Origin of the sequence: uncultured Hymenobacter sp., assembly GCF_964242765.1 — a bacterium.
GTDB lineage: Bacteria > Bacteroidota > Bacteroidia > Cytophagales > Hymenobacteraceae > Hymenobacter.
The window spans coordinates 1-21271 of the sequence record NZ_CAXTBM010000079.1 but is presented as its reverse complement, the minus strand read 5'-3'; the positions used below and the strand labels follow the sequence as shown (position 1 = coordinate 21271).

The following is a 21271-nucleotide window of genomic DNA, read 5'->3' as shown; positions in this document are numbered from 1 at the left end:
GCATGGAGCTAGCCAAGAAATATAAAGAGCACCCCGACGTGGTAAACGCCATCGGTGCCCACCACGACGAAATGGAAATGACGGCCATGATTTCGCCGCTCGTGCAAGCTTGCGACGCCATTTCTGGTTCGCGCCCGGGTGCCCGTCGCGAGATGATGGAAAGCTACATCAAGCGCCTCAAGCAGCTCGAAGAAACCGCTGTTAGCTTCGATGGTGTATTGCAGTGCTACGCTATTCAGGCCGGCCGCGAACTGCGCGTAATGGTCAACGCCGACAACGTATCGGACGAGCGGGCGCAAGAGCTGAGCTACGAAATCTCGCAGAAAATCGAGAAGGAAATGCAGTATCCTGGCCAGATTAAGATTACCGTAATCCGGGAAATGCGCGCCGTGGCTTACGCCAAGTAAGGAGGTAGTTAAGTACGTGAAGTAGTGTAATGAAAGCTGCTGTGGTTTTGGCCACAGCAGCTTTTGTTTTTAGCTATGCAACTAAGTTGCTTGCTTGGTTCTCTTACTGTTGTGTCTCTATTGCGTTCGATGTTTTCTATGGTTCGGTAGAATTTCTTTGGCTGTATTTTAAATTTTTCTCCACCCAATGTGTACATCTCGGTAGCTAAGCGGCTATCTGGTTCTCTTTAGCTTGGCTTACTCGTTTAATCTATTATTCCGTTTATATGCTGCAAATTTTACTGCGCTATTGCTCTCTCCTGTTGCTACCACTGCTTACCCTTAGTAGCTGCTCTGTCTATGCTCCTATGCTGCCTGCGGCTCTGCACATCCGCGATAAAGGTGAAGTGGAAGTGCAGGGTACTTCGTTTTTGAATGGGCGTTGGGAGGCTGGAGCCACCTATTCACCCGTGAAGCATTTGCTGGTACGAGCTGCTGGAGGCATTAAAACCGACGATCGAGACACTTCTTACTTTCACATCCGGCAATATGAAGTAGGCGTGGGAGGTTACTATCCGCTCGGCGAGCAGTGGTTGCTGAGTGGACTTGGTGGCTATGGACAAGCTCGCAGCAGCCGGGGCTACTTTACTGTCGGCCCTTTCTTTGGCTCAGGCCAGAATGCTGCTTTCGATGCTCGCTACCACAAGCTGTACGGCGAAGCTGCTATTTCCTACCGTGACCGTTGGGAAACAATAGGACTTGCCTGCCGACTTTCGCGCGTTACATTTTCCTCCCTCACCTACGACAGCCAACCCCTTGGTCTGCGCAACATGACCCGCATTGAGCCCATGCTGTTCTGGCGTTTCGGCCGCGAGGGTGGAGCAGTGCCTTGGCTGCGAATACAAGCTGCATTAGGTGCCTCAGGCAGACCACGTGGTCAAGATCAACCCAACGAACCTTATATACATGACCTTATCAAAGATGGCCATGGCTTCGTAGCGCTGAGTGTAATCCTGCTGCCCCATTTACTCGCGCCGCTGAATAAGTGAAGCTTAATACTATAGCGCTAACGCAAACGTATTGCAGCGGCGTCCTTGGCCCAGATACCAGCCTGTTTGCTGGCCTATCTTGCGTCTTTGTAGACTGTCGCTCGAATGACGTCGATAATTCGAACCCGGCTTTAGTAAGCAACTCTGTGATCTTGCTGGCTGTGAGTATAAATTAAGGTTGTTACCAGCCCAAATCTCAGTTATTTTAACTTTTCCAGCTTCGCAAACACGTTGTTTAGTCCTTCTGCCCAGCTAGGATGCGCAATCACCATGTCTTGAAGCTGCTGGTATTTTAACTTGCCCATCATAATGAGTTGAAACATCGTCATCAACTCGCCACCTTCGGCGCATAATATGGTGGCGCCTAATATCCGGTCTTGCGGATCAACCAGCACCTTCCAGAAGCCGCCAGTGCGGCTGGTTTCGCGGGCGCGGCCGATGGTAAGCACGGGCATGGTGGCTACGCGGTAGCTGATGTCTTGCTGCTGCGCCTGACTTTCGTTGAGGCCGATGCGGCCTAGTTGCGGCTCCGTATACACGCAGTAGGGTAGGGGCCGCTGCTTGGCCGAGCGGCGCTTGCCGGGCTTGAGCAGGTTGTCGCGGACAACGCGGAAGTCGTCGTAGCTGATGTGGGTGAACTGGGGGCCGCCGTGCACGTCGCCGAGAGCGTAGACGCCGCGTACATTGGTTTCGAGGCGCTCGTTGACTTCGATAAAGCCTTTCTCGTCGAGCTTGATGCCTGCTTGATCGAGGCCAAGGGTATCGGTGTTGGGGGTGCGGCCGGTAGCAACAAGCAGATGGGTGCCGCGCAGGCGCCGGTCGCCCTGGGGTGTGCTGGCTGTGAGCGTGAAGATGCCATCTCCATTGCGCGAGACGTGCCGTACGTTGGCGCCAAGGACAATTTCCACACCTTCATCCGTTAAGATCTTGCTAAGGGCTTCGCACACATCATCGTCTTCGCGCTCCAACAACTGAGCACCCGATTCGATGATGGTAACCTGGCTGCCGAAGCGCCGATACATCTGGCTGAACTCCAATCCGATATAGCCGCCGCCTATAATAACCAAGTGCTTGGGCAGTTCTTTCAGGTCGAGCAGTTGGGTGGTGGTAAGGTAAGGCAACCCTTCGAGTCCTTCGATGTCGGGAATAGCGGCACGTGTGCCGGTATTAATGAAGATGCGTTTGGCGCTGAGTTCCTGTAGCGGGCCAGTGGGAGGCGTAAAAAGAACAGCGCGCAGCCCAGTAAAGGCGGCATGGCCTTCGAGTACGGTAATGCCTTTGTGCTCCTTGGTGAGGTTGCTGCGAACCCCTTCGCGCATGGCCCCAATTATTTCGTCTTTGCGGGCCACTATGGCCGCTATGTTGACTTTGGGCTCCTCGCCCTCAACCCCGAAGTCGGGGGCGGTGCGGAGTTGGTGGGCGCGTTCGGCTGATGCCAGCATCGCTTTCACCGGAGAACAACCGTAGTTGATGCAGGAGCCGCCAAGCAGGTTTTCCTCGATAAGGGCTACCCGTTGGCCGGCATCGGCGAGGGCGGTGGCAAGGGGATTACCCGCTTGGCCGGAGCCAATAATGAGGGCATCGTAAGGAGTATTGGGCATAAAACGCGAAGTTTGAACAATGAGGGACTGCCTCGGTAGCGGCCACCTTTTAAACTGTACGCAACTGTAGAGCCTGCGGCCACACAACGAAGTATGGTTCCACACGTTTTGCCTTCACCTATCCCGTTCCTGCCCGCCACTTATGATTGGTTTGTTTCGTGCGCTACTCTTGTTAAGCTTGCCTCTACTCGCAAGTTGTTCATCCCTTTATTTTCCGCCGCCGCCGCAAGTACCGCTCCTCACCCAGAAAGGCGAATGGAGCGCCGGTATTCACAGCAATTTCAGCCAGAATACCGCTTTGCAAGGCGCCTACGCCGTTGGTGAGCATATTGGCGTCATGGGGTCAGCTTCCTTTCTGCACTCCGATAAGAAAGAAAGCTTTTTCGGTAAAAAAGCCGAACGAGAGTCCGTAGACCACGATTTTGTGGAGGCTGGTGTGGGCTACTTCACGCGCCTGAGCAAAGACCGGCGCGTGCTGGAAGTGTACGGGGGCCTGGGTGTCGGCAACACCAAACGTACCAGGTTCAACAACGAAACCAACATCACCGACCAGAGTGCGGAAGGAAAGCTCAAGAAGTATTTCGTGCAGGTGAACTACACCTCGAAAGACGAAAAGAGCTTCCATGCTTTGGGCCGCGACTGGGACTTCAACTACGGCACAGCGCTTCGTGCCAGCTACATGCAGCTCAATGATTTCCGTCTTGATGGGGTTGCCCAAGCCCCCGAAGACAACGTTTTCCTTGAACCCATTACCTATACCCGTATCCAGGTGGCGGGGCCGCTGCAATTGCAGTTTATCAGCGGCAGCAATTTCGGCCTGCGCACCCGCAAGTTTCTGAAGGCTTCCAATTCGGTATTTCAGCTGGGTATCGTGGTGAATGTAGGCGGGCAGGAAGGGCGGAAGTGAAAATCCGACCTACTGCCACTTCAACCAGCAGCCTCAGCGCTCCGAGCTACTTTATGCTCGGGTGCTGAGGCTGCTGGTTAAAACCTGGACCCGCAATTTCCACGCCCGGCACGGCCTGCTGGTTTGGCGCGCCGGATTGATTCTTAATTCATGCCAGTAGAGGAAGGTTGAGCAGCCGGGTTTTGGGGTTGGAGGTAGGTGTCTATCCAATCCAGCCAGAATCGGTTTCGCTCCCGTATCCGAACTGGGTCGCTGGCATTGTGCGCCGGCACGGGCCAGGCGATGAATTTGGTGGTCACCCCGTTGTCTTTCAGAGCATGAAACAGCTTGTACGACTGCGTGATTGGCACGCGCGGGTCGCCAGTATTAGCCAGAATAAGGGTTGGAGTCCGAATCTGGCTGGCCGCGCTAATGGGGGATTGGTCGCGGTACGACTGCGTGTTTTCCGGCTTCAGCCAAGGCGACTCGCCAACTTGCGCCGCCCGTTGCACGTTGGTATCGCCGAGATTGTATTGGTCAAACCAATCGGTTACGGCCGCGCCAGCCACGGCCGCCTTCCAGGTAGTGGGATAATGGCCCAGTAGCCAGACCGTCATGAAACCACCGTACGACCAGCCGCTTACGCCAATGCGGGTGGTATCCACCAGCTTGCTGCGCTTTAGTTGGGCGAGGCCCGCCATTACGTCGCGGCCCGGTCCGGCGCCGGCATCTTTATAGATAGCAGCCTTGTAGGCGTTGCCTAGGTTGTCGCTGCCCCGATAGTTGGGCTCGAAAACAAAGTAACCGCGGCCCGCAAACAACTGGCTCAGCGAGGAAAAGGTAGCGGTAGAAGCCGCCGTGGGGCCGCCGTGAATTACCAACACCAACGGGTAAGATTTACCTGGCGCGTAATTAGCCGGATACGTTAGCTGGCCGTCGTTTTGCATGCCGTCGGATTGCCAAGTCAGCGTTTTGGTTTCTCCTAGCTGCAAGCTGCTTACTTCGCGGTTGAAGTCGGTAAGTCGTTTGGGTTTCGCCGTGGCCGATGCCAGGTAGTACAGCTCCGCCGGCCGAGCTGGGTCGGTGCCGATAAAGGCGATACCGCCCTTGGAACTGACGGCAGCATCCACCCAAAACGACCACACCGGGCTGACAGAGCCCAGGGCAAGTTTACGGGCTGCGCCGCCTTTTAGCGGCTGCAACCACAGTGAAGTACGGTTGCCGTCGAGGCCCCCCACGAGCACCGATTTGCCGTCGGGCATCCAGATAGTACGAAACACGTCCCGGTCCAAAGTAGGCGTTATGCTTCGGCCCTCACCGCCCGCCACTGGCGTTACCCACGCCTCGTTGATGTTAATGGTGTTGCCCTGGCGCGGATACCAGTACGTGAGTTGGGTGCCGTCGGGCGAAAAAGCAGGGTAGCTTTCCAGCATGGGGCGGCCAGTGAGGGGCCGGATGGTGCCATCGGCTACCGTAAGCAACTGAATGGTACGCTGGCTGTTGCGGCCCGAGTGTGGACCCGGTACCCGCACGAAAGCCAGCGTCTGGCCGTTGGGGCTCCAAGACAGCGGCGACGACGGGGCCCCCGGCGGAATAGTAACCGGCAAGCTCCACGCGCCCGAAGTCAGGCGCCTGGCTTCCCCACCCGCGGCAGGCACCAGCCAGATATGCGAGGAGGTGGGCGCGGCGCTCAGAAACAAATCGTTGTCGCCTACTTCGAAGGCATCATAGCCTTTGTCGGGCGGGCCAGCCTGGTTGGTGGGCTCGTCGGCCGTGACGAAGGCCAGGGCCCCACCGTCGGGCCGCCAGGCATAATGCTGCACGCCTTTGCGCGTTTGGGTGAGCTGCCGGGGCTCACCGCCCGCCAGTGAGTGGCCGAAAAGCTGCGACGCCGCGTCCTTGCCGGTGCCAACCCGAGCCAGAAAACTTAGCTCCTGCCCGTTAGGTGACCAACGCGGCTGTGAAAGGCCCGGCCGCGGCGACACCAGCACGCGCTGCTTCCCATCGGCCACCGTCACCAGCACCAGACTGGTTTGGAAACGGTCCTCGGCGTAATCAGGCGTAGACACCACCACCACAATGCTTTTACCATCAGGGGAGAACTGCGGGTCGGAGAGGCCGGTGATCTTCGCCAGATCTGCTAGCTGGAACGGATGGTTTTGCGCGTGCAAGCCACCAGTCGGCAATAAGCTCAACCACAGAAAAGCGAGAAGCCAGGGAAAACGTGTTTTCATAGCAGAAAGCAGAAGGTTAGTGGAATGAAAATGCCTATAAGGTAAGATAGAGCTAAATATCTACTTCACTAGTCACAGCAATTCCGGTCTGCGCATCCGCAAACACTTGGCAAACTTCAACTCGGCGTTCTAACTCGGCATTATGGTAAACGTGGGCAAGTAGGAGGAATGGAGGTAATCCAATCCAATATATAGCTAGCAACAAATGTCAGATTATAGCCTTAATGAGAAGAGTAAACCCAGTTTTCAAGCCGGCTTTATAGCTGTTCGCTGACAAGGTAGGTGTGCTGATAAAGTCTAATAATCCCTTAGAGTGGTTTTCTGTCTATGATAAATAGGAGCTACTTCAAATACTCATTAGCTCTTTTATGAAAAATACCTTACTCGCTTTAAGCTTTATCTCCATAACCGGCTGCACGGTATACGTACCTATGCAGTCCACTATGCCGCTAATAAAACGTCAGGGGCAGTTTGAAGTAGCCGCTAGTGTGCACCCCTCCATTTCGGTGGAAACTTCAGGAGCGTACTCGCCTTTGCCTCACGTTGTGCTGACTGGTGCAGGACAAATTGGCTTTAACCCAGATAAGGATTATTATGTGCGGAACCGTCAGGGAGAGTTGGGAATGGGAGGATATTGGAATATTGGGGAGAACTGGCTGCTGAACGCCACGGCCGGCGGTGACTACGCCACTACCGACCGTCAGGATGGTTTGTTGGGCGGTGAGCACAAACGAGGTCGATACAGCAAGGTGTTCGGACAACTAGGTACTGCCTATGAATTGCCCTTCAACACGTACAGTCTCACTTATCGGGTAGAGCACGTGTCCTTCAGCAAACTAATAAGGAGTGGGCGCCTAGTGCCCAATTTTGGTAGCTATAGTCATCAATTAGTACTAAACAATCGCCGCCGGCTAGGCCAAAACGAAAACTGGTACCTGCAGTCGGCAGTAGGGTTATCGAGTAGCAACCTTGAACCACCTAGCCAGTCAAAACAAAATGAAACACTCAGCGACCAATGGTTTGCCGCAGGAATCCCAGCAGTAATACTTAGCATCGGTGTCGTGTGGCAACCTCAATGGCCGCTGAAATAAGTAGCTGTTCCACACGGCACAACAAAAAGCCCCGACTTGCGCCGGGGCTTTTGCAATAAGGTAAAGCAAGTAAAAATTACTTGCCGCCCAATACGCGCAGCATGGTGTCGCCGATTTCGGCGGGTGAATCCACTACGTGGATGCCGCACTCGCGCATGATGGCCATTTTAGCCGCAGCCGTGTCGTCGGCACCGCCCACGATGGCACCGGCGTGGCCCATGCGGCGGCCGGGAGGGGCAGTCTGGCCGGCAATAAAGCCGACTACAGGCTTCTTGTTGCCGGTTTCTTTGATCCAGCGGGCAGCTTCGGCTTCCATGCCGCCGCCAATTTCACCAATCATTACGATGCCTTCCGTTTCGGGGTCGTTCATGAGCAGCTCCACGGCTTCCTTGGTGGTGGTGCCGATGATGGGGTCGCCGCCAATACCGATGGCGGTGGTCTGGCCCAGGCCGGCCTTGGTGAGCTGGTCGACGGCTTCGTAGGTCAGTGTACCGGATTTCGAAACGATACCAATTTTGCCTTTCGTGAAGATAAAGCCGGGCATAATGCCCACTTTGCACTCGCCGGCTGTCATTACGCCGGGGCAGTTGGGCCCAATCATGCGCAGCCCCTCGCGGCCTTTCAGGTACTCCTTCACCGCAATCATGTCCTTGGTCGGAATACCTTCGGTGATGGTGATGATGACTTTGATGCCTGCGTCGGCGGCTTCCATGATGGCATCAGCGGCGAAAGCAGGGGGCACGAAAATAATGCTGGTATCGGCGCCGGCTTGCTCTACGGCTTCCGCTACGGTGTTGAACACCGGACGGTCGAGGTGCTGAGTGCCCCCTTTGCCGGGCGTAACACCGCCCACCACGTTAGTGCCGTACTCAATCATCTGCTGGGCATGGAACGAGCCTTCGGAGCCAGTAAAGCCCTGCACAATCACTTTGGAATCCTTGTTGACCAGAACACTCATGTAGAGAGGGGGTTATAGTAAGGTTGCGGTTGGGGGTGCAAAAAAGTTGCTGTTGAAGCAGCCGGTGCGCAAAAGTAGCCTTTTTTGGCCCGGTGGCAAGGCGCCTGCTGTCATTCCCACAAAGGAGGAATCAGAGTTGAAAATTAGTGCGTCAATTTGAGTTAGAATCTTCCTTCTTGGAAGGATAGCCGGTGCCTCCCATTCGAAATTCGTACCTTTGTGGTCCCCTCTCTTATAAATAATTCCCCTCACATGTACCTGAATAATATAGTCGAGGCCATCGGCAATACGCCGCTGGTGCGGCTCAACAAGGTTGCGGACGGCATTAAAGGTACCGTTCTGGCCAAAGTAGAATACTTCAACCCCGGCAACTCGGTGAAAGACCGGATGGCCGTGCGCATGATTGAAGACGCCGAAAAAGCGGGTTTGCTGAAGCCCGGCGGGACCATCATCGAAGGCACTTCCGGTAACACGGGCATGGGTTTGGCGCTGGCTGCCATTCACAAGGGCTACAAGTGCATCTTCGTGATGAGCGACAAGCAAAGCAAAGAGAAGCAGGATATCCTGCGGGCCGTGGGGGCTGAAGTGGTCATTTGTCCTGTAGATGTAGAGCCGGATGATCCACGTTCCTACTACTCGGTCGCGCGCCGGATAACTGCCGAAACTCCCAACTCCTTCTACCCCAATCAGTATGATAACCTCTCGAACACGGCGGCGCATTACGAAAATACCGGCCCTGAGCTCTGGAAGCAGACCGAAGGCAAAATCACGCACTTGGCTTGTGGCGTGGGTACTGGCGGCACTATCTGTGGCACTTCTCAATACTTGAAAGAGCAAAACGCCGACCTCGTAACCGTGGGTATCGACACTTACGGTTCGGTGTTCAAGAAGTACAAGGAGACCGGTATTTTCGATAAAAACGAAATATATCCTTACAAGACAGAAGGCATCGGCGAAGATATTCTGCCTAAGAATGTTAACTTCGACCTTATTGATCTGTTCATCAAAGTAACGGACCAAGCCGGGGCAGTCATGACGCGCCGGCTGGCCAAGGAAGAAGGTTTATTTGTGGGCTGGTCGTGCGGCTCGGCGGTATATGGGGCATTAGAATACGCCCGGGAACACCTCCAGGAAGACGACACCATGGTAGTCATTCTGCCGGACCACGGCACCCGCTACTTAGGCAAGATTTACAACGACGACTGGATGCGTGAACAAGGCTGGCTGTAAGGTTAGCTGCAAATTGTCGCCCTCACGTTCACTCTAACACTGATAACGAACCCTGCCTTATGTCCAAGAAGTTGCGCAACATTGTGCTGGTTGATGACAACGAAACCACTAGTTTCCTGAACAACCGCTTGCTCAGCCGCCTTGATGTAGCTGAGCAGGTCCATACTTTCCGTAAGGCGGAGCAGGCTTTTCAGTTTCTGTGGGGGGAAGGGAGCAACGACGTTGAACTCGGTGCTATACCGGCACTGGTATTCGTTGACCTGAAAATGCCAGGCATGGATGGCTTCGAGTTCCTGAAACTCTACGACGCCCTGCCCGACCAATCGAAGGCGAAAACAGTTATGGCAGTCCTAACCACTTCCATGCACGCCGCCGACACCGCCCGCGTCGCCCAATACCCCGACGTGGAGTACTTAGCTAAGCCTCTGACCGAGGAGAAAATGGAGAAACTGCTGAAAAAGCGGTTTTAAACTTAGTGCAGGGCTATCTGTGTGGCAGTTAGCTTAAACTTAAAAGAGCCGTTCCTAGGCGAGGAACGGCTCTTTTGTTGATTAGTAACACCAAACTGGCTCTGCACTTTACACTACAGCCTCCACAAACCGGAATGCCTCGCCGTCGAAAAGGCCTTTGTCGCTCAACTTCAAGCTTGGAATAACCAGCAGCGCCATGAAAGAGAGTGTCATAAACGGCGCGCCAAGCGAAGAGCCAAGCTGCCTGGATAGGGCATCAATGGCGGCGTAGAGTTCAGCCACGCGGTAGCCATCCTGCTCCGACATCAACCCGGCCACGGGCAGGGGCAACACTAGCTCCTCGCCATCAACTCCAACGGCCGCCAAGCCGCCACGGGCTTCCATCACCAGGTTCACGGCGCGGGCCAAGCTCTCATCGTCGCAACCAACCGCCGTAATATTATGCGAATCGTGGCCGACGCTGCTAGCCAAAGCGCCGTGTTGCAGGCCGAAGCCCTGGATGAAAGCTACGGCCGGGGGGGCGGGTTGGTAGCGGTTCACGACGGTGAGCTTGAGAATGTCCTGGGCTACATCGGGTACTACAAGCTGATTTTCCACGCGGGCCGGTAGGTCGTGGCGGGCGGTGATAAGCTGGCCGTCGAAGCACTCGATGACCCGAACAGTTGGAGCGTCGTTGGTGGGTGCGGCCAGCTGGAATTCTGCGGCGCTAACGGGCCGGGCGTGGAAGTTGTTGACGAGGCGGCCGGGTACGGACGGAATCAGGGTGGCGCCGTTTTCCGCTACCAACTCGCCATTCAGGTAAGTTTGCCGCACCTGGAAATCCGTCAGGTTTTCTACGACAATAAAGTCGGCAGGGTCGCCGGCCCGGAGCAAGCCGACGGGCAGGCGGTAATGCTCCACGGGGTTGCGGCAGGCCACATGCAGCACCTTAAGCACGTCTTGGCCGCGCGCCACGGCGCGCTGCACCAGTTGGTTGATGTGGCCGAGCACCAGCGTATCGGGGTGTTTATCATCGGAGCAGAACATCATATGCTCGTAGTGCTCGGGCAACAGGTCAATCAGGGCATCGAAGTTACGGGCCGCTGAACCTTCCCGAATCAGAATTTTCATGCCCACAGCCAGCTTGTCGAGGGCTTCTGCGGCCGTGAAGCATTCGTGGTCGGTGCTGATGCCGGCTTCGGCGTAGCGTTGGGCGTCGGCACCTTGCAAGCCGGGCGCGTGGCCATCCACGGGGCGGCCGTATTGCTGCGCCAGTTGGATCTTCTGCATTACACCCGCGTCGCGGTTCAGTACGCCGGGCCAGTTCATCATTTCCGCCAAATACCCGATTTCTGGGTTCTGAAACAATTGTTCGATGTCCTGGGCCGTTATTTCGGCGCCCGCCGTTTCGAAAGGCGTAGCCGGCACGCACGACGGGGCACCGAAGCAAAACTTAAATGGTACCTGCCGTCCGCTTTCCAGCATGAATTCCACGCCCGCTACCCCCAGTACATTCCCAATTTCGTGCGGGTCCGAAACCGTGGCCACCGTACCATGCACCACCGCCAGCCGGGCAAACTCAGCGGGTATGAGCAACGAGCTTTCAATGTGTACGTGCGCATCCACGAAGCCTGGCAGCGCATACGGTAAGCTAGGGTCGGGAGCGGTAGCGCCCGTTGGCTCGATGGCCCGAATGCGGCCATCGGCTACGTGCAGAACGGCAGGGGCTATCGTATTGGCAAACAGGTCGATGACGTTAGCGTGTAAACTAAATTCGGCGGGCATAAGTTAGGGAAGAAGCTGTAGGGGACTTGCCGCAAACAAGCGGCAGACGGGTAAAGAACCGTATATTTGTATAAATCTGCGTCAGTGAGAAAGATTGCCACATTATTGATGACTGCCCTCTTCCTGGGTTCAGGCCTTGCTACCACGGGCTGCGCTAGCCGCACGCCGCAGCAGAAAAAAACCGCTTCTTATAAGCGTAAAGCCGCTATAGGCAAAATTCCTTGCCCTTGCGATAGTCATTAATTTAGGTGATTACCGGCTTTATGGAGCCAGCAGTTGCAGAAAGGTACAAGGCAGGGTAGTACACTTTAGCAAACGAGACTCGCCACGCGGGTAGCATTCGCATCGGGATGGACCGAGAGAAGAATGTATTGCAGGTAGATCGTAGATCAGGGCAAAAACAGAAGCCTGTCAACCTGATGCCTTCCGCCCTGCGCAGCTTCGTTGCTGATTGCGGCTCATTCGCAATAGTGAATTGATTCCGTATGCTAGATGAAACGGGCTGCAAATCTTTTGCTACCGCCAGTTTTGCCTGGGTTCTTCTATTAGCATAGCCAGTACTACTCCAGGTTGCGCAACCACTTGGCCTAGTAGGCGCCCCATTTCCTGGAATCCACAACCCTACCGGTCCGTTAATTTTTGCTGATGTCTGCTTCCACTCCTGAATCTCCTGTTGCCGCTTTGCGGGCTGCCGCCGACGCGGTACGCCAGCAATTACAGGCCAAGGCCTACGATGCCATTGCGGTGCGGCAGTTAGCAGACTTCATCGAGACGCAACGCAACACGCTATCCGCCGCCGATCGACAGGGCGTTACAACGGCTTTGGGTTGCTTTCTGGGGCAGTGCCTCGTGGAAACTTATGGTGGTACTTGGGCGCAAGGTCCCGATAACACAACCGGCGTAGGCATCAACCAATTTCACTTTTTCAACCCCTTCTTCCGCATAGCCGAGCAATTCAACAAGGGGTTGCCCGAGTCAGTGGATATCTTCTTTGGAAGGGTACCCATTCAGCTGGCAAATCCGGGGCGTAGACAGTGAATTTTGCAAAATTCACTGAAAAAAATAGGGGGTAATCTCCGCAGGTAGTAGATTAGAATAGTCTGGGGGTCTGTGGACAGGGGGTTTGCAGGCATTTTAGATGAAATATTACCTGCTGTACCTATGCGTCATTTGCAAGAAGCGGCCGAAGCCGTACGAAAAAATCTTAACCTCCCGCAGTTCGATGAAGAAGCGGTGCAAGCACTAGCTGATTTCATTGAAAACGAACGGCCTAATGTACCGGCCGATAACCGCGAAGCCGTAGTAAATGCGCTGGGTTGTTTTTTAGGCGAGTGTATCATCCGTAGCTTTGGGGGCTGGTGGCGGTCTGATACCCGTGGCACAGCAGGCGTGCAGATCGGGCAAAACCTCTTTCTACATCCCAATTTCTTCGTCGAACAACAGTTTAAGCGGGGAATGGCCGAATCGGTAGCAGAATTTTTTGCCTCGTTGCCAACTAAGCTGCTGAATTCGCCGCCACCTCGCAGAACCTGGATTCCGGTACCGGTGCCGGTTTTCCGCCGACCGATGTAACTATGAGAAAAATCGTCATTGCCATCGACGGCTACTCTTCGTGCGGCAAAAGCACCACGGCCAAAGCCGTAGCCGCCGAGCTAGGATACGCCTACATCGACACCGGCGCCATGTACCGCGCCGTGACGCTGTATCTGCTCGAAAACAATATCCGCTTTGACGATTTGCCTCGCATCGAGCAGGCTTTGCATGAAATGCATATCTCCTTCAAGCGCAACCGCAAAACGGGACGCAACGAGCTGTGCCTCGATGGGCACATTCGGGAAGATGAAATCCGGCAGATGCGGATTTCCAATTTAGTGAGCGAAGTATCGAGCATTCCGGCCGTGCGCCACGCCATGGTGGCGCAGCAGCAGCGCATGGGCCGCAAGCGCGGGGTGGTGATGGATGGCCGCGACATTGGTACTACGGTGTTCCCGGATGCCGAAGTGAAAATATTTATGACGGCCGACGTGCAAACCCGTGCCGAGCGGCGGCGAGAAGAGTTGGCCGAGAAAGGCGAGCAAGTACCAGTAGAGGAGATAGTGGAGAACCTGCGCAAGCGCGACCACCTCGATTCCACCCGCACCGAAAGCCCGCTGCGCCGCGCTGCCGATGCCGTGATGCTGGACACCACGCACATGATGATAGACGAACAGGTGGATTTTGTGTTGGAACGCGTGTCGGCTATGTTATTTGCCTTGGCTTCCAGTGCCGACAGTGAACGGAATGGCAGCGAAATAGTTGTATAAGATTAACGCCTGATGCTTAGCGCGTAGTGCTTAGGCATTAGAATTGTGAGGACGGTCAATCTAATACGGCGCACCGCACCACGTACCACGCACCTAGAATCCATGAACGTTACCATCGATAAGAATTCCGGCTATTGTTTTGGGGTTGAGTTCGCCATTCAGATGGCCGAAGACGAACTGGCCCACGACAAAACGCTGTATTGCTTGGGCGATATTGTGCACAACCGCATGGAAGTGGAGCGCCTGCACGAACAAGGCCTACGCATCATCGACCGGGCCCAGCTCGAGCAGCTGCACGATTGCAAAGTGCTCATTAGAGCCCACGGCGAACCCCCCGAAACCTATCAACTGGCTTTGCGCAACAACATCGAGCTTATCGATGCTTCTTGCCCGGTGGTACTCAAGCTCCAGAACCGCGTAAAGCACGCCTTCGATACCAGCCGGCGCCAGGACGGCCAAATTGTTATTTACGGCCAGCCGGGTCATGCAGAGGTAGCGGGGCTGAATGGCCAAACCGGCAACCGCGCCCTCATCGTCATGACCGAAGCCGACCTCGACCAAGTGGATTTCGCCCGTCCCGTTACGCTTTTCAGCCAGACCACTAAGAGCACCGCCGGGTTCTATCACATGAAGGCGGTTATTGAGGAGCGCATAAAAGCTGCGGGCGGCTCTTTAGAGGCGTTTGATGCCAACGACAGCATTTGCCGCCAAGTAAGCAACCGGGAACCTGCCCTCACTCGGTTTGCCGCCGAGCACGACGTGGTGGTGTTCGTGAGTGGCCGCAAAAGCTCGAACGGTAAGGCCTTGTTTTCAGTGGTCAACAAAACCAACACGCGCAGCTACTTTGTGGAGAACGAGCAGGAAATCGACGAAGAGTGGTTTCAAGGGGCCGAGTCCGTTGGCATCTGTGGGGCGACCAGCACGCCGATGTGGCTGATGCAGCGCGTGAAAGAGCGTATCGAGCAAGTACCGGAGACAGTAGCCTAGCTACCCTACAGTCGAGTACGAGAGGGGCGGCAGAGCCAGCGTTGAAACAACCAGTTCAACGCTGCCCTGCCGCCCCTTATCTGTTAAACACAATGCTACCTTCGCGTCATGCGCAAATATTTCAACTACTTTCTCAACGGCTTCCTTATTGTAGCGCCCATCGGCCTTACCGGGTACATCCTCTACTCTGTGTTTCACTGGCTCGATAATCTGTTTCCGAATTACGGCGTGCCAGGGCTGGGGCTGCTAGGGGCGGTAGTGGTTGTAACGCTGATAGGCTTCGTGGCAAAGTCGTTTATGGTGCGGCCGTTCCTGGTTATTGCCGAGCGGTTGTTGCACCGCACGCCACTAGTCAGTATTATCTATTCCAGCCTCAAAGACCTCTTCGATGCCTTTGTGGGCGACAATCAAAAGTTCAACTGTCCCGTGCTGGCCCGCATGAACGCGCAGGACGAGGTGTATAAAATGGGCTTTGTAACGCAGGACGCCATGCTCGCCATCAACCGCGAAGAGTTGCTAGCCGTGTACTTTCCGCATTCCTACAACTTCTCCGGCGAGCTAGTACTGATGCCTATTGCCAACATCACCTATCTGGATTTGCCGAGCAGTGAAGTCATGAAGTTCATCGTGTCGGGTGGTGTTTCACGCTTGATTTGAGCGTCTGAGGGGGCAGGCAGTGGAGGCGTTTCGGCAAGCTCGGCGTAACTGTTCTTCGGATAGACAAGTTGAATAGGCTATGAATACAAACTGCCTATTTAGCAATGCCCACTAAGTTGCACTACCGCGCCTACGGCACCGGGCCGCGGGTGATTCTGGCATTTCACGGCTACGGGCAGGGCGAAGGGCACTGGCGCACGCTTATTGGCGAATTGAGTGCAGAAGTGACAGTGTATGCCTTCGACTTGTTTTACCATGGCCGCAGCCGGCTGGCCAAAGCAGATGCGCCACTTACCAAAAACCGCCTGGGCGAGTTACTAAACGACTTTCTGACAGCTAATAATATCGAAAGCTTCAGTTTGCTGGCGTTTAGCATGGGCGCTAAGTTTGCCCTCACAGCCGTTGAGAACTTCCCGGACCGGGTGCAGCAAGTGTGGCTGATTGCGCCCGATGGATTGCAACGGCAGTTCTGGTATTCGCTGGCTACGTATCCGCCCTGGATGCGTGGGGTGCTGGGCCGGGCGGTGTTGCGGCCCCAACGGCTGCTACAGTTTCTGGGCACGCTCGAACAACGCCGCCTGGTGCCCGCCAACCTTGTGCGCTTCGCCGAATGGCAGCTGGAGAGCCGCGAGAAGCGGCTGCGCGTGTACCGTAGCTGGGTCGGCTTCCGGCTTCTCACGTTCAGTTTGCGGGCCTTGGCGGAACTGCTCAACCAGCGACCTATAGCCGTCACCTTTTTCCTGGGCCGCCACGACCAAGTAATTCCGCACGCCGGGCTGCAACGGTTTATTGCCTTGCTGCACGGCGCCGAAACCATTGTGCTGGAAGCTGGTCACGCGGGGCTTATCTACAACGTGGCGGCCTATCTGCGGCGGCATCCGGAGGTGAAGTTGTAGCGCTAAGCTGGCTACGACAGGTCCGGCTGATTCCGAAACACCTTGTTGTCTATGGAATACCGGCCGGGGCCTTTAATCATAAAGAACAAGAGCAAGCCCAGCACAAGAATAGACAACCAAAGCTCCGTGTTTTCTGTCCGGAAGCCGCGTTGCGGATTAACCACTAATGCGGCACCAAACACAATAGGCATCTGGCACAAAAGCGCGAGTCGAGTTAAGGCGCCAAAGGCAATCATCAAGCCGCCAAGCATGTGCACGACACTAAAGAAGAGCGAGGCCTTGCTAAGTTCGCCTAAGCTTTGCTGCTGGCTCAGCAGGTAGTATACGTCACTGTTCTTGCTTAGAAACGAGACGCCTTTTATAAACAAAAACAGGCCTAATAGAATGCGCAGCGCGTCCATCCAAACCGGATTGCTGGCGCTGTTCTTGGCTCTGTGTCCGGCTAGGTGGGGGGAGTTTGAAAGTGCCATGACATTGTTCGGGTAAGGGGTGGGAGTAGGTCGGAGACTAGCTGTGCGTTGCTTTAGTCATTGCGTAATTTATTGTTTTTTTCACTAGAAAGTCACTGTCAATTACTATTCTAACTCACGCTCATAGAGCTGAAAACTCGCTTCGTCGAACGTCACGAAAACCACCTCTTGCGGCAGATCGTGCTGTTCCAGAAACGCCCGCACTTCGCGCACGGCAATAGCAGTGGCTTCTGCTTTCGGATAACCATAAACGCCTGTACTGATGCCAGGAAAGGCAATGCTACGCAACTGATTTTCGGTGGCTAAGCGCAGGCTATTGCGGTAGCAGTTGGCTAATAGCTCGGGCTCCTGCTTGTGCCCGCCGTTCCAAACCGGCCCAACGGTGTGAACAACGTGCCGGGCCGGCAGCCGGCCCCCCGTGGTAATAACGGCTTCGCCGGTACGCAGGCCTTTGCCGTAGTAGCCGGCCCGCAAGCGGCGGCAAGCTTCCAGAATTTCGGGCCCGCCAGCGCGGTGTATGGCCCCATCAACACCGCCTCCGCCCAGCAAACTAGAGTTGGCTGCATTCACAACGGCGTCGGTGTCAATGCGGGTGATGTCGCCGCGGTAAAGCAGGAGGCGGCCAAAGGATTTAGCTTCCGTGCGCCAGGTAGTAGGGGTGGAGGCAGTAGGCATAGTAGTTGTGGTTCTGGGTAGATGGGTTGAAGTACGCGCACGACGAGGCGTGGGCTGCGGTTGAGCAGTCGTTTTCTAGACTTGGGTAGCCCGCAATGCAACTTGGGTAACATCTTTTGGTTGAAGCGCAGCAGAAGCTATACGTTTAGTTATCAATCAACCAAACACTCCCTCTACCATGGAACCTTCCAATCGTGACCCGCAACTCTGGCGTATGGCAAAAGACCGCGCCAAATTCAAGTCGCACGTATTCACGTATTTTCTGGTAAATACATTGCTCTGGGTTATTTGGGCTCTGACGGGGCGCGAGGCTAGCCCGATGCCGTGGCCGCTGTGGGTGGCCATCTTCTGGGGTTTTGGGGTGGTACTGCAAGGAATCAAAGCCTATGCAGGCTTCGGAGAAGAGCAACAATCAGAGCGCGAATACGAGAAGTTGATCCGCCAGCGGGAGCCCTAAGAATAGCGGAACCCTGAACCAGAAACTGGCAGTATGGGGCGCGTGTCGTGCCCTCGTTCCCGCTTGTGGGTGACGGATCGGCAAGCGGCAACTTTCCAGCCGAGTCCACGGTTTAGTGGCTGTATGAAACTACACCGACTGCTTCCCCTTGTATTGCTAGCGCCGCTGGCCTTGGTTTCCTCTGCCCCCGACCGGCCCACGGCGGCTGCAGATGCCAACCTGAGCAAGATTAAACTGCTTGCTGGCTTTACCATTACGTATTTTGCGCAAGGCGTCAAAAGTGCTCGGGAACTGGCCGTAGGGCCCGACGGCACGGTGTACGTAGGCAGCCGCGACGCTGGTAAAGTGTATGGTTTGCCTGACCGCAACAAGGATGGCAAAGCCGACGAGGTAATCACCATTGCCAACGGCCTGAACGGTCCGAACGGGGTAGCGGTCCGCAATGGCGCCCTGTACGTGGCCGAAGTCAACCGCATCACCCGCTACGACAACATCGCGCAGAAGCTCAAGCAGCCGCCCAAGCCCGTACTGGTTTTCGACCAGTTGCCCAACAACGAGTGGCACGGCTACCGTTACATTGCTTTCGGGCCCGATGGCAAGCTCTACGTGCCCGTGGGCGCACCCTGCAACACCTGCATTCCCTCCGAGCCCGTTATCGGCACCATCACCCGGATGAACGCCGATGGCACCGGCCAGGAAGTCTTTGCTCAGGGTGTGCGCAACACCGTGGGCTTCGATTGGAGTCCCGTCGATAAAGTGCTGTGGTTCACCGACAACGGCCGCGACCAGCTCGGCGACAACTTGCCTTCCGATGAGTTGAACCGCGCCCCTAATGCCGGTTTGCACTTCGGCTTTCCGTACTTTTTTGCGGGTGATATACCCGACCCCGAGTTCGGCAAAGGCCGCTCCGCCGCGACGTATACCAAGCCCGCGCGCAAACTCGGTCCGCATGTAGCAGCGCTCGGTATGAAATTTTACACCGGCAAAAAATTCCCGGCCACCTACCGCAACCAGATTTTCATTCCTGAGCATGGCTCCTGGAACCGGAGCAGCAAGCTAGGCTACCGCATTTCGCTGGTGCGCGTTGATGCAACCGGCAAACAAGCCAAGAGCTACGAAACCTTCGCCGAAGGCTGGTTGCAGGGCCAAAAAGCCTGGGGCCGCCCCGTCTGCCTGCTCGTACTCCCCGACGGCTCCATGCTAGTTTCCGACGACCAGAACGATGCCGTGTATCGGATTAGCTACAAGGGGTAAAGAGCCTGCAACCAGCGTTTCACCTCACGAAACACGCCGGTAGAACGTACTGTCCAAGTAATTTTCTGTTGGTGCCGATACCCGCGAAGTGGAACTTCCCGTTACATTACGGTCATGAAGAAACAGCGGGTTCCGAAGCGGGTTCTGGGGCGGTTGGAACTAGTGGATTTTCCTGGGTTCCAGCTTTGGGGGGTAGAGGCCAAGGTAGATACCGGAGCCTATACCAGCGCCATTCATTGCTCTGATATTAAAGTGGTAACCGGACCCAGTGGGCGGCCGTGCCTGCGCGTGCTGCTTTTGGACCCTTCGCATCCCAACTTCGACGGCACGCTGATGGAATTCACTGAGTTTTCGCTTCGGGATATCAAGAGTTCCAATGGCGAGATGCAGGAACGCTATGTCATTCGGGCGGTTCTGCGAATATTTGGTGAAGATTTCGACACCGAGTTTTCTTTATCTGATCGATCTGATATGAGATATCCCGTGCTACTCGGGCGGCGCCTGCTCCGGCAGGGGCATTTCGTGGTTGATGTAGCGCGGCGTAATATGTCATATAGTGCTCAACTAGCGGCCAAAACTTCGCGCACTTAAACGGCCGCGCTTATTTGTTACTTGCGGCTTCGTAGGCCATGCTTGGGTCTTCGCTTCAATCTACTCTATCTTTTTTCCAATGAAACTGGCGATTCTGTCGCGTGAACCCAAGTTATATTCCACCACTCGCCTCGTGCAAGCCGCCCAACAGCGCGGGCACGAAGCCCTAGTGGTGGATCATTTACACTGCAACCTCGTGCTCGAAAAGGGCAAGCCTGATATTATCTATCAAGGCCACCGCCTCACGGGCGTTGATGCTATTATCCCGCGTATTGGGGCCTCCGTTACGTTCTACGGCTGTGCTGTAGTGCGCCAATTCGAGATGATGAAAGTGCGGACCGCTGTTGAGAGTCAGGCAATTGTGCGCAGCCGCGACAAGCTCCGTTCCATGCAGATTCTGGCCCGCGCCGGCGTCGGCATGCCCAAAACGGCCTTCACCAACTACTCCGACGAGGTGGCTGAGATGATCGAACAGGTGGGTGGTGCGCCGGTCATTATCAAGCTACTTGAAGGCACCCAAGGGCTGGGGGTGGTGCTGGCCGAAAGCGCCAAGGCCGCTCAATCCGTCATCGAAGCCTTCCACAACCTGAAGGCCCGCATTATTGTGCAGGAATTTATTGCTGAAAGCAAAGGCGCCGACTTACGCGCTTTTGTGGTGAACGGCGAGGTAGTGGGGGCTATGAAACGCCAAGGCAAGGAAGGCGAATTTCGCTCGAACTTGCACCGTGGCGGTACGGGCGTGCTGGTGAAGCTAACCCGAGTTGAAAAAGCGGCGGCTCTGCTGGCGGCTAAGTCGCTCGGCCTCGGCATTGCCGGCGTGGATATGCTCCAAAGCAAACGGGGCCCGCTGGTGCTGGAAGTAAACTCTTCGCCCGGTCTCGAAGGCATCGAGAAAGCCACTGGCCTCGATATTGCCGGCAAAATCATCGAGTATACCGCGGAAATAGCCCAGAAAAAAAAGTCGAAAGCCAAACCCAGAACAGCACTAGCGGCCCTGCCCGACAACCAGCCGGACTTGCCGCGGTAGCTCTACAAACGTGTGAGAAAGTGTATAGGGAAACGTGTGGCGCTGCCTGCCGAAGCACCTCGCCTCGTGTAGTGAACTCCAGCGCTTGCTCAACGAAGCACGCAAGACGCTTCAGCAAGTACCCCAGGACGTTCTAGCAAGCACTATCGACCGACGTTCCCGATAGGCTCTCAGCCGCGGCGCTATGTTGCCTGGCGTTGTAGTACAGGGATGTTCAATAAAGCGTAGAACGCAAGTTCTGCGTCACTTTATTTCTACCGCCTCTTTATTCCAGTTGCTCGTTTC

The 21271-nt window shown here is 55.5% G+C and carries 20 protein-coding genes and 2 pseudogenes; 16 read left to right on the top strand and 6 right to left on the bottom strand.

Annotation, left to right across the window (positions count from 1 at the left end):
* Both ACFE7X_RS22180 and ACFE7X_RS22175 read left to right on the top strand, forming a co-directional pair.
* Positions 1 to 407 (top strand): annotated as a pseudogene (locus tag ACFE7X_RS22180) (ribonuclease Y); the annotation flags it as partial.
* Positions 408 to 673: 266 nt separating this feature from the next.
* Positions 674 to 1435, top strand: coding sequence for a hypothetical protein (locus ACFE7X_RS22175; RefSeq protein WP_375437874.1), 762 nt, complete (start codon positions 674 to 676; stop codon positions 1433 to 1435).
* A gap of 200 nt (positions 1436 to 1635) precedes the next feature.
* On the opposite strand, the gene ACFE7X_RS22170 is transcribed toward ACFE7X_RS22175, so the two are convergent.
* The gene (locus ACFE7X_RS22170; protein WP_375437873.1) at positions 1636 to 3036 is read right to left on the bottom strand and encodes a mercuric reductase; all 1401 of its coding nucleotides are present in this window, start codon (positions 3034 to 3036) and stop codon (positions 1636 to 1638) included.
* A 178-nt stretch (positions 3037 to 3214) separates the two neighbouring features.
* Here ACFE7X_RS22170 and ACFE7X_RS22165 point away from each other — a divergent pair, with 178 nt between their 5' ends.
* The gene (locus tag ACFE7X_RS22165; RefSeq protein WP_375437872.1) at positions 3215 to 3943 is read left to right on the top strand and encodes an outer membrane beta-barrel protein; all 729 of its coding nucleotides are present in this window, start codon (positions 3215 to 3217) and stop codon (positions 3941 to 3943) included.
* Positions 3944 to 4086: 143 nt separating this feature from the next.
* On the opposite strand, the gene ACFE7X_RS22160 is transcribed toward ACFE7X_RS22165, so the two are convergent.
* Positions 4087 to 6156, bottom strand: coding sequence for a S9 family peptidase (locus ACFE7X_RS22160; protein ID WP_375437871.1), 2070 nt, complete (start codon positions 6154 to 6156; stop codon positions 4087 to 4089).
* 368 nt (positions 6157 to 6524) lie between these two features.
* Here ACFE7X_RS22160 and ACFE7X_RS22155 point away from each other — a divergent pair, with 368 nt between their 5' ends.
* Positions 6525 to 7247 (top strand): hypothetical protein, encoded by a 723-nt coding sequence (locus tag ACFE7X_RS22155; protein ID WP_375437870.1) that lies wholly within the window; start codon positions 6525 to 6527, stop codon positions 7245 to 7247.
* A gap of 76 nt (positions 7248 to 7323) precedes the next feature.
* On the opposite strand, the gene sucD is transcribed toward ACFE7X_RS22155, so the two are convergent.
* Positions 7324 to 8205, bottom strand: coding sequence for a succinate--CoA ligase subunit alpha (sucD, locus tag ACFE7X_RS22150; protein ID WP_375437869.1), 882 nt, complete (start codon positions 8203 to 8205; stop codon positions 7324 to 7326).
* 252 nt (positions 8206 to 8457) lie between these two features.
* On the opposite strand from sucD, the pseudogene ACFE7X_RS22145 reads away from it, so the two are divergent.
* A pseudogene (locus ACFE7X_RS22145) lies at positions 8458 to 9432 on the top strand (PLP-dependent cysteine synthase family protein); the annotation flags it as partial.
* 62 nt (positions 9433 to 9494) lie between these two features.
* Entirely contained in the window at positions 9495 to 9905 is a 411-nt protein-coding gene (locus ACFE7X_RS22140; protein ID WP_375437868.1) for a response regulator, read from the top strand.
* Positions 9906 to 10013: 108 nt separating this feature from the next.
* Here ACFE7X_RS22140 and ade read toward each other — a convergent pair whose 3' ends face one another.
* Complete coding sequence (gene ade / locus ACFE7X_RS22135) at positions 10014 to 11669, bottom strand: adenine deaminase (protein ID WP_375437867.1); 1656 nt, start codon at positions 11667 to 11669, stop codon at positions 10014 to 10016.
* A 645-nt stretch (positions 11670 to 12314) separates the two neighbouring features.
* On the opposite strand from ade, the gene ACFE7X_RS22130 reads away from it, so the two are divergent.
* From ACFE7X_RS22130 to ACFE7X_RS22105, 6 genes are all read left to right on the top strand, one after another.
* A complete protein-coding gene (locus ACFE7X_RS22130; protein WP_375437866.1) occupies positions 12315 to 12707 on the top strand; it encodes a hypothetical protein in 393 nt (130 codons plus the stop codon).
* A 123-nt stretch (positions 12708 to 12830) separates the two neighbouring features.
* On the top strand, positions 12831 to 13241 hold the full coding sequence (locus tag ACFE7X_RS22125) for a hypothetical protein (RefSeq protein ID WP_375437865.1): 411 nt from the start codon (positions 12831 to 12833) through the stop codon (positions 13239 to 13241).
* Between the two features lie 2 nt (positions 13242 to 13243).
* On the top strand, positions 13244 to 13972 hold the full coding sequence (gene cmk / locus ACFE7X_RS22120) for a (d)CMP kinase (protein ID WP_375437864.1): 729 nt from the start codon (positions 13244 to 13246) through the stop codon (positions 13970 to 13972).
* Positions 13973 to 14074: 102 nt separating this feature from the next.
* Positions 14075 to 14959 carry a 4-hydroxy-3-methylbut-2-enyl diphosphate reductase gene (locus ACFE7X_RS22115; protein ID WP_375437863.1) on the top strand — a complete coding sequence of 295 codons (885 nt, stop codon included), beginning with the start codon at positions 14075 to 14077 and terminating at the stop codon, positions 14957 to 14959.
* Positions 14960 to 15067: 108 nt separating this feature from the next.
* A complete protein-coding gene (locus tag ACFE7X_RS22110) occupies positions 15068 to 15616 on the top strand; it encodes a DUF502 domain-containing protein (RefSeq protein ID WP_375437862.1) in 549 nt (182 codons plus the stop codon).
* Positions 15617 to 15720: 104 nt separating this feature from the next.
* Positions 15721 to 16512 (top strand): alpha/beta fold hydrolase, encoded by a 792-nt coding sequence (locus tag ACFE7X_RS22105; protein ID WP_375437861.1) that lies wholly within the window; start codon positions 15721 to 15723, stop codon positions 16510 to 16512.
* An 11-nt stretch (positions 16513 to 16523) separates the two neighbouring features.
* Here ACFE7X_RS22105 and ACFE7X_RS22100 read toward each other — a convergent pair whose 3' ends face one another.
* Positions 16524 to 16982 (bottom strand): DoxX family protein, encoded by a 459-nt coding sequence (locus ACFE7X_RS22100; protein WP_375437860.1) that lies wholly within the window; start codon positions 16980 to 16982, stop codon positions 16524 to 16526.
* A 105-nt stretch (positions 16983 to 17087) separates the two neighbouring features.
* Positions 17088 to 17657, bottom strand: coding sequence for an O-acetyl-ADP-ribose deacetylase (locus ACFE7X_RS22095; protein ID WP_375437859.1), 570 nt, complete (start codon positions 17655 to 17657; stop codon positions 17088 to 17090).
* A 178-nt stretch (positions 17658 to 17835) separates the two neighbouring features.
* Between ACFE7X_RS22095 and ACFE7X_RS22090 the strand changes: the two genes are divergently transcribed.
* The 4 genes from ACFE7X_RS22090 (at position 17836) to rimK (ending at position 20986) form a co-directional block, all read left to right on the top strand.
* Entirely contained in the window at positions 17836 to 18114 is a 279-nt protein-coding gene (locus ACFE7X_RS22090; protein ID WP_375437858.1) for a 2TM domain-containing protein, read from the top strand.
* Between the two features lie 123 nt (positions 18115 to 18237).
* Positions 18238 to 19368: a PQQ-dependent sugar dehydrogenase gene (locus ACFE7X_RS22085; protein ID WP_375437857.1), complete on the top strand. Its 1131-nt coding sequence runs from the start codon at positions 18238 to 18240 to the stop codon at positions 19366 to 19368.
* A gap of 114 nt (positions 19369 to 19482) precedes the next feature.
* Complete coding sequence (locus ACFE7X_RS22080) at positions 19483 to 19959, top strand: ATP-dependent zinc protease (RefSeq protein WP_375437856.1); 477 nt, start codon at positions 19483 to 19485, stop codon at positions 19957 to 19959.
* Between the two features lie 79 nt (positions 19960 to 20038).
* Positions 20039 to 20986 (top strand): 30S ribosomal protein S6--L-glutamate ligase, encoded by a 948-nt coding sequence (rimK, locus tag ACFE7X_RS22075; protein WP_375437855.1) that lies wholly within the window; start codon positions 20039 to 20041, stop codon positions 20984 to 20986.
* The last annotated feature ends 285 nt before the right edge of the window (positions 20987 to 21271 follow it).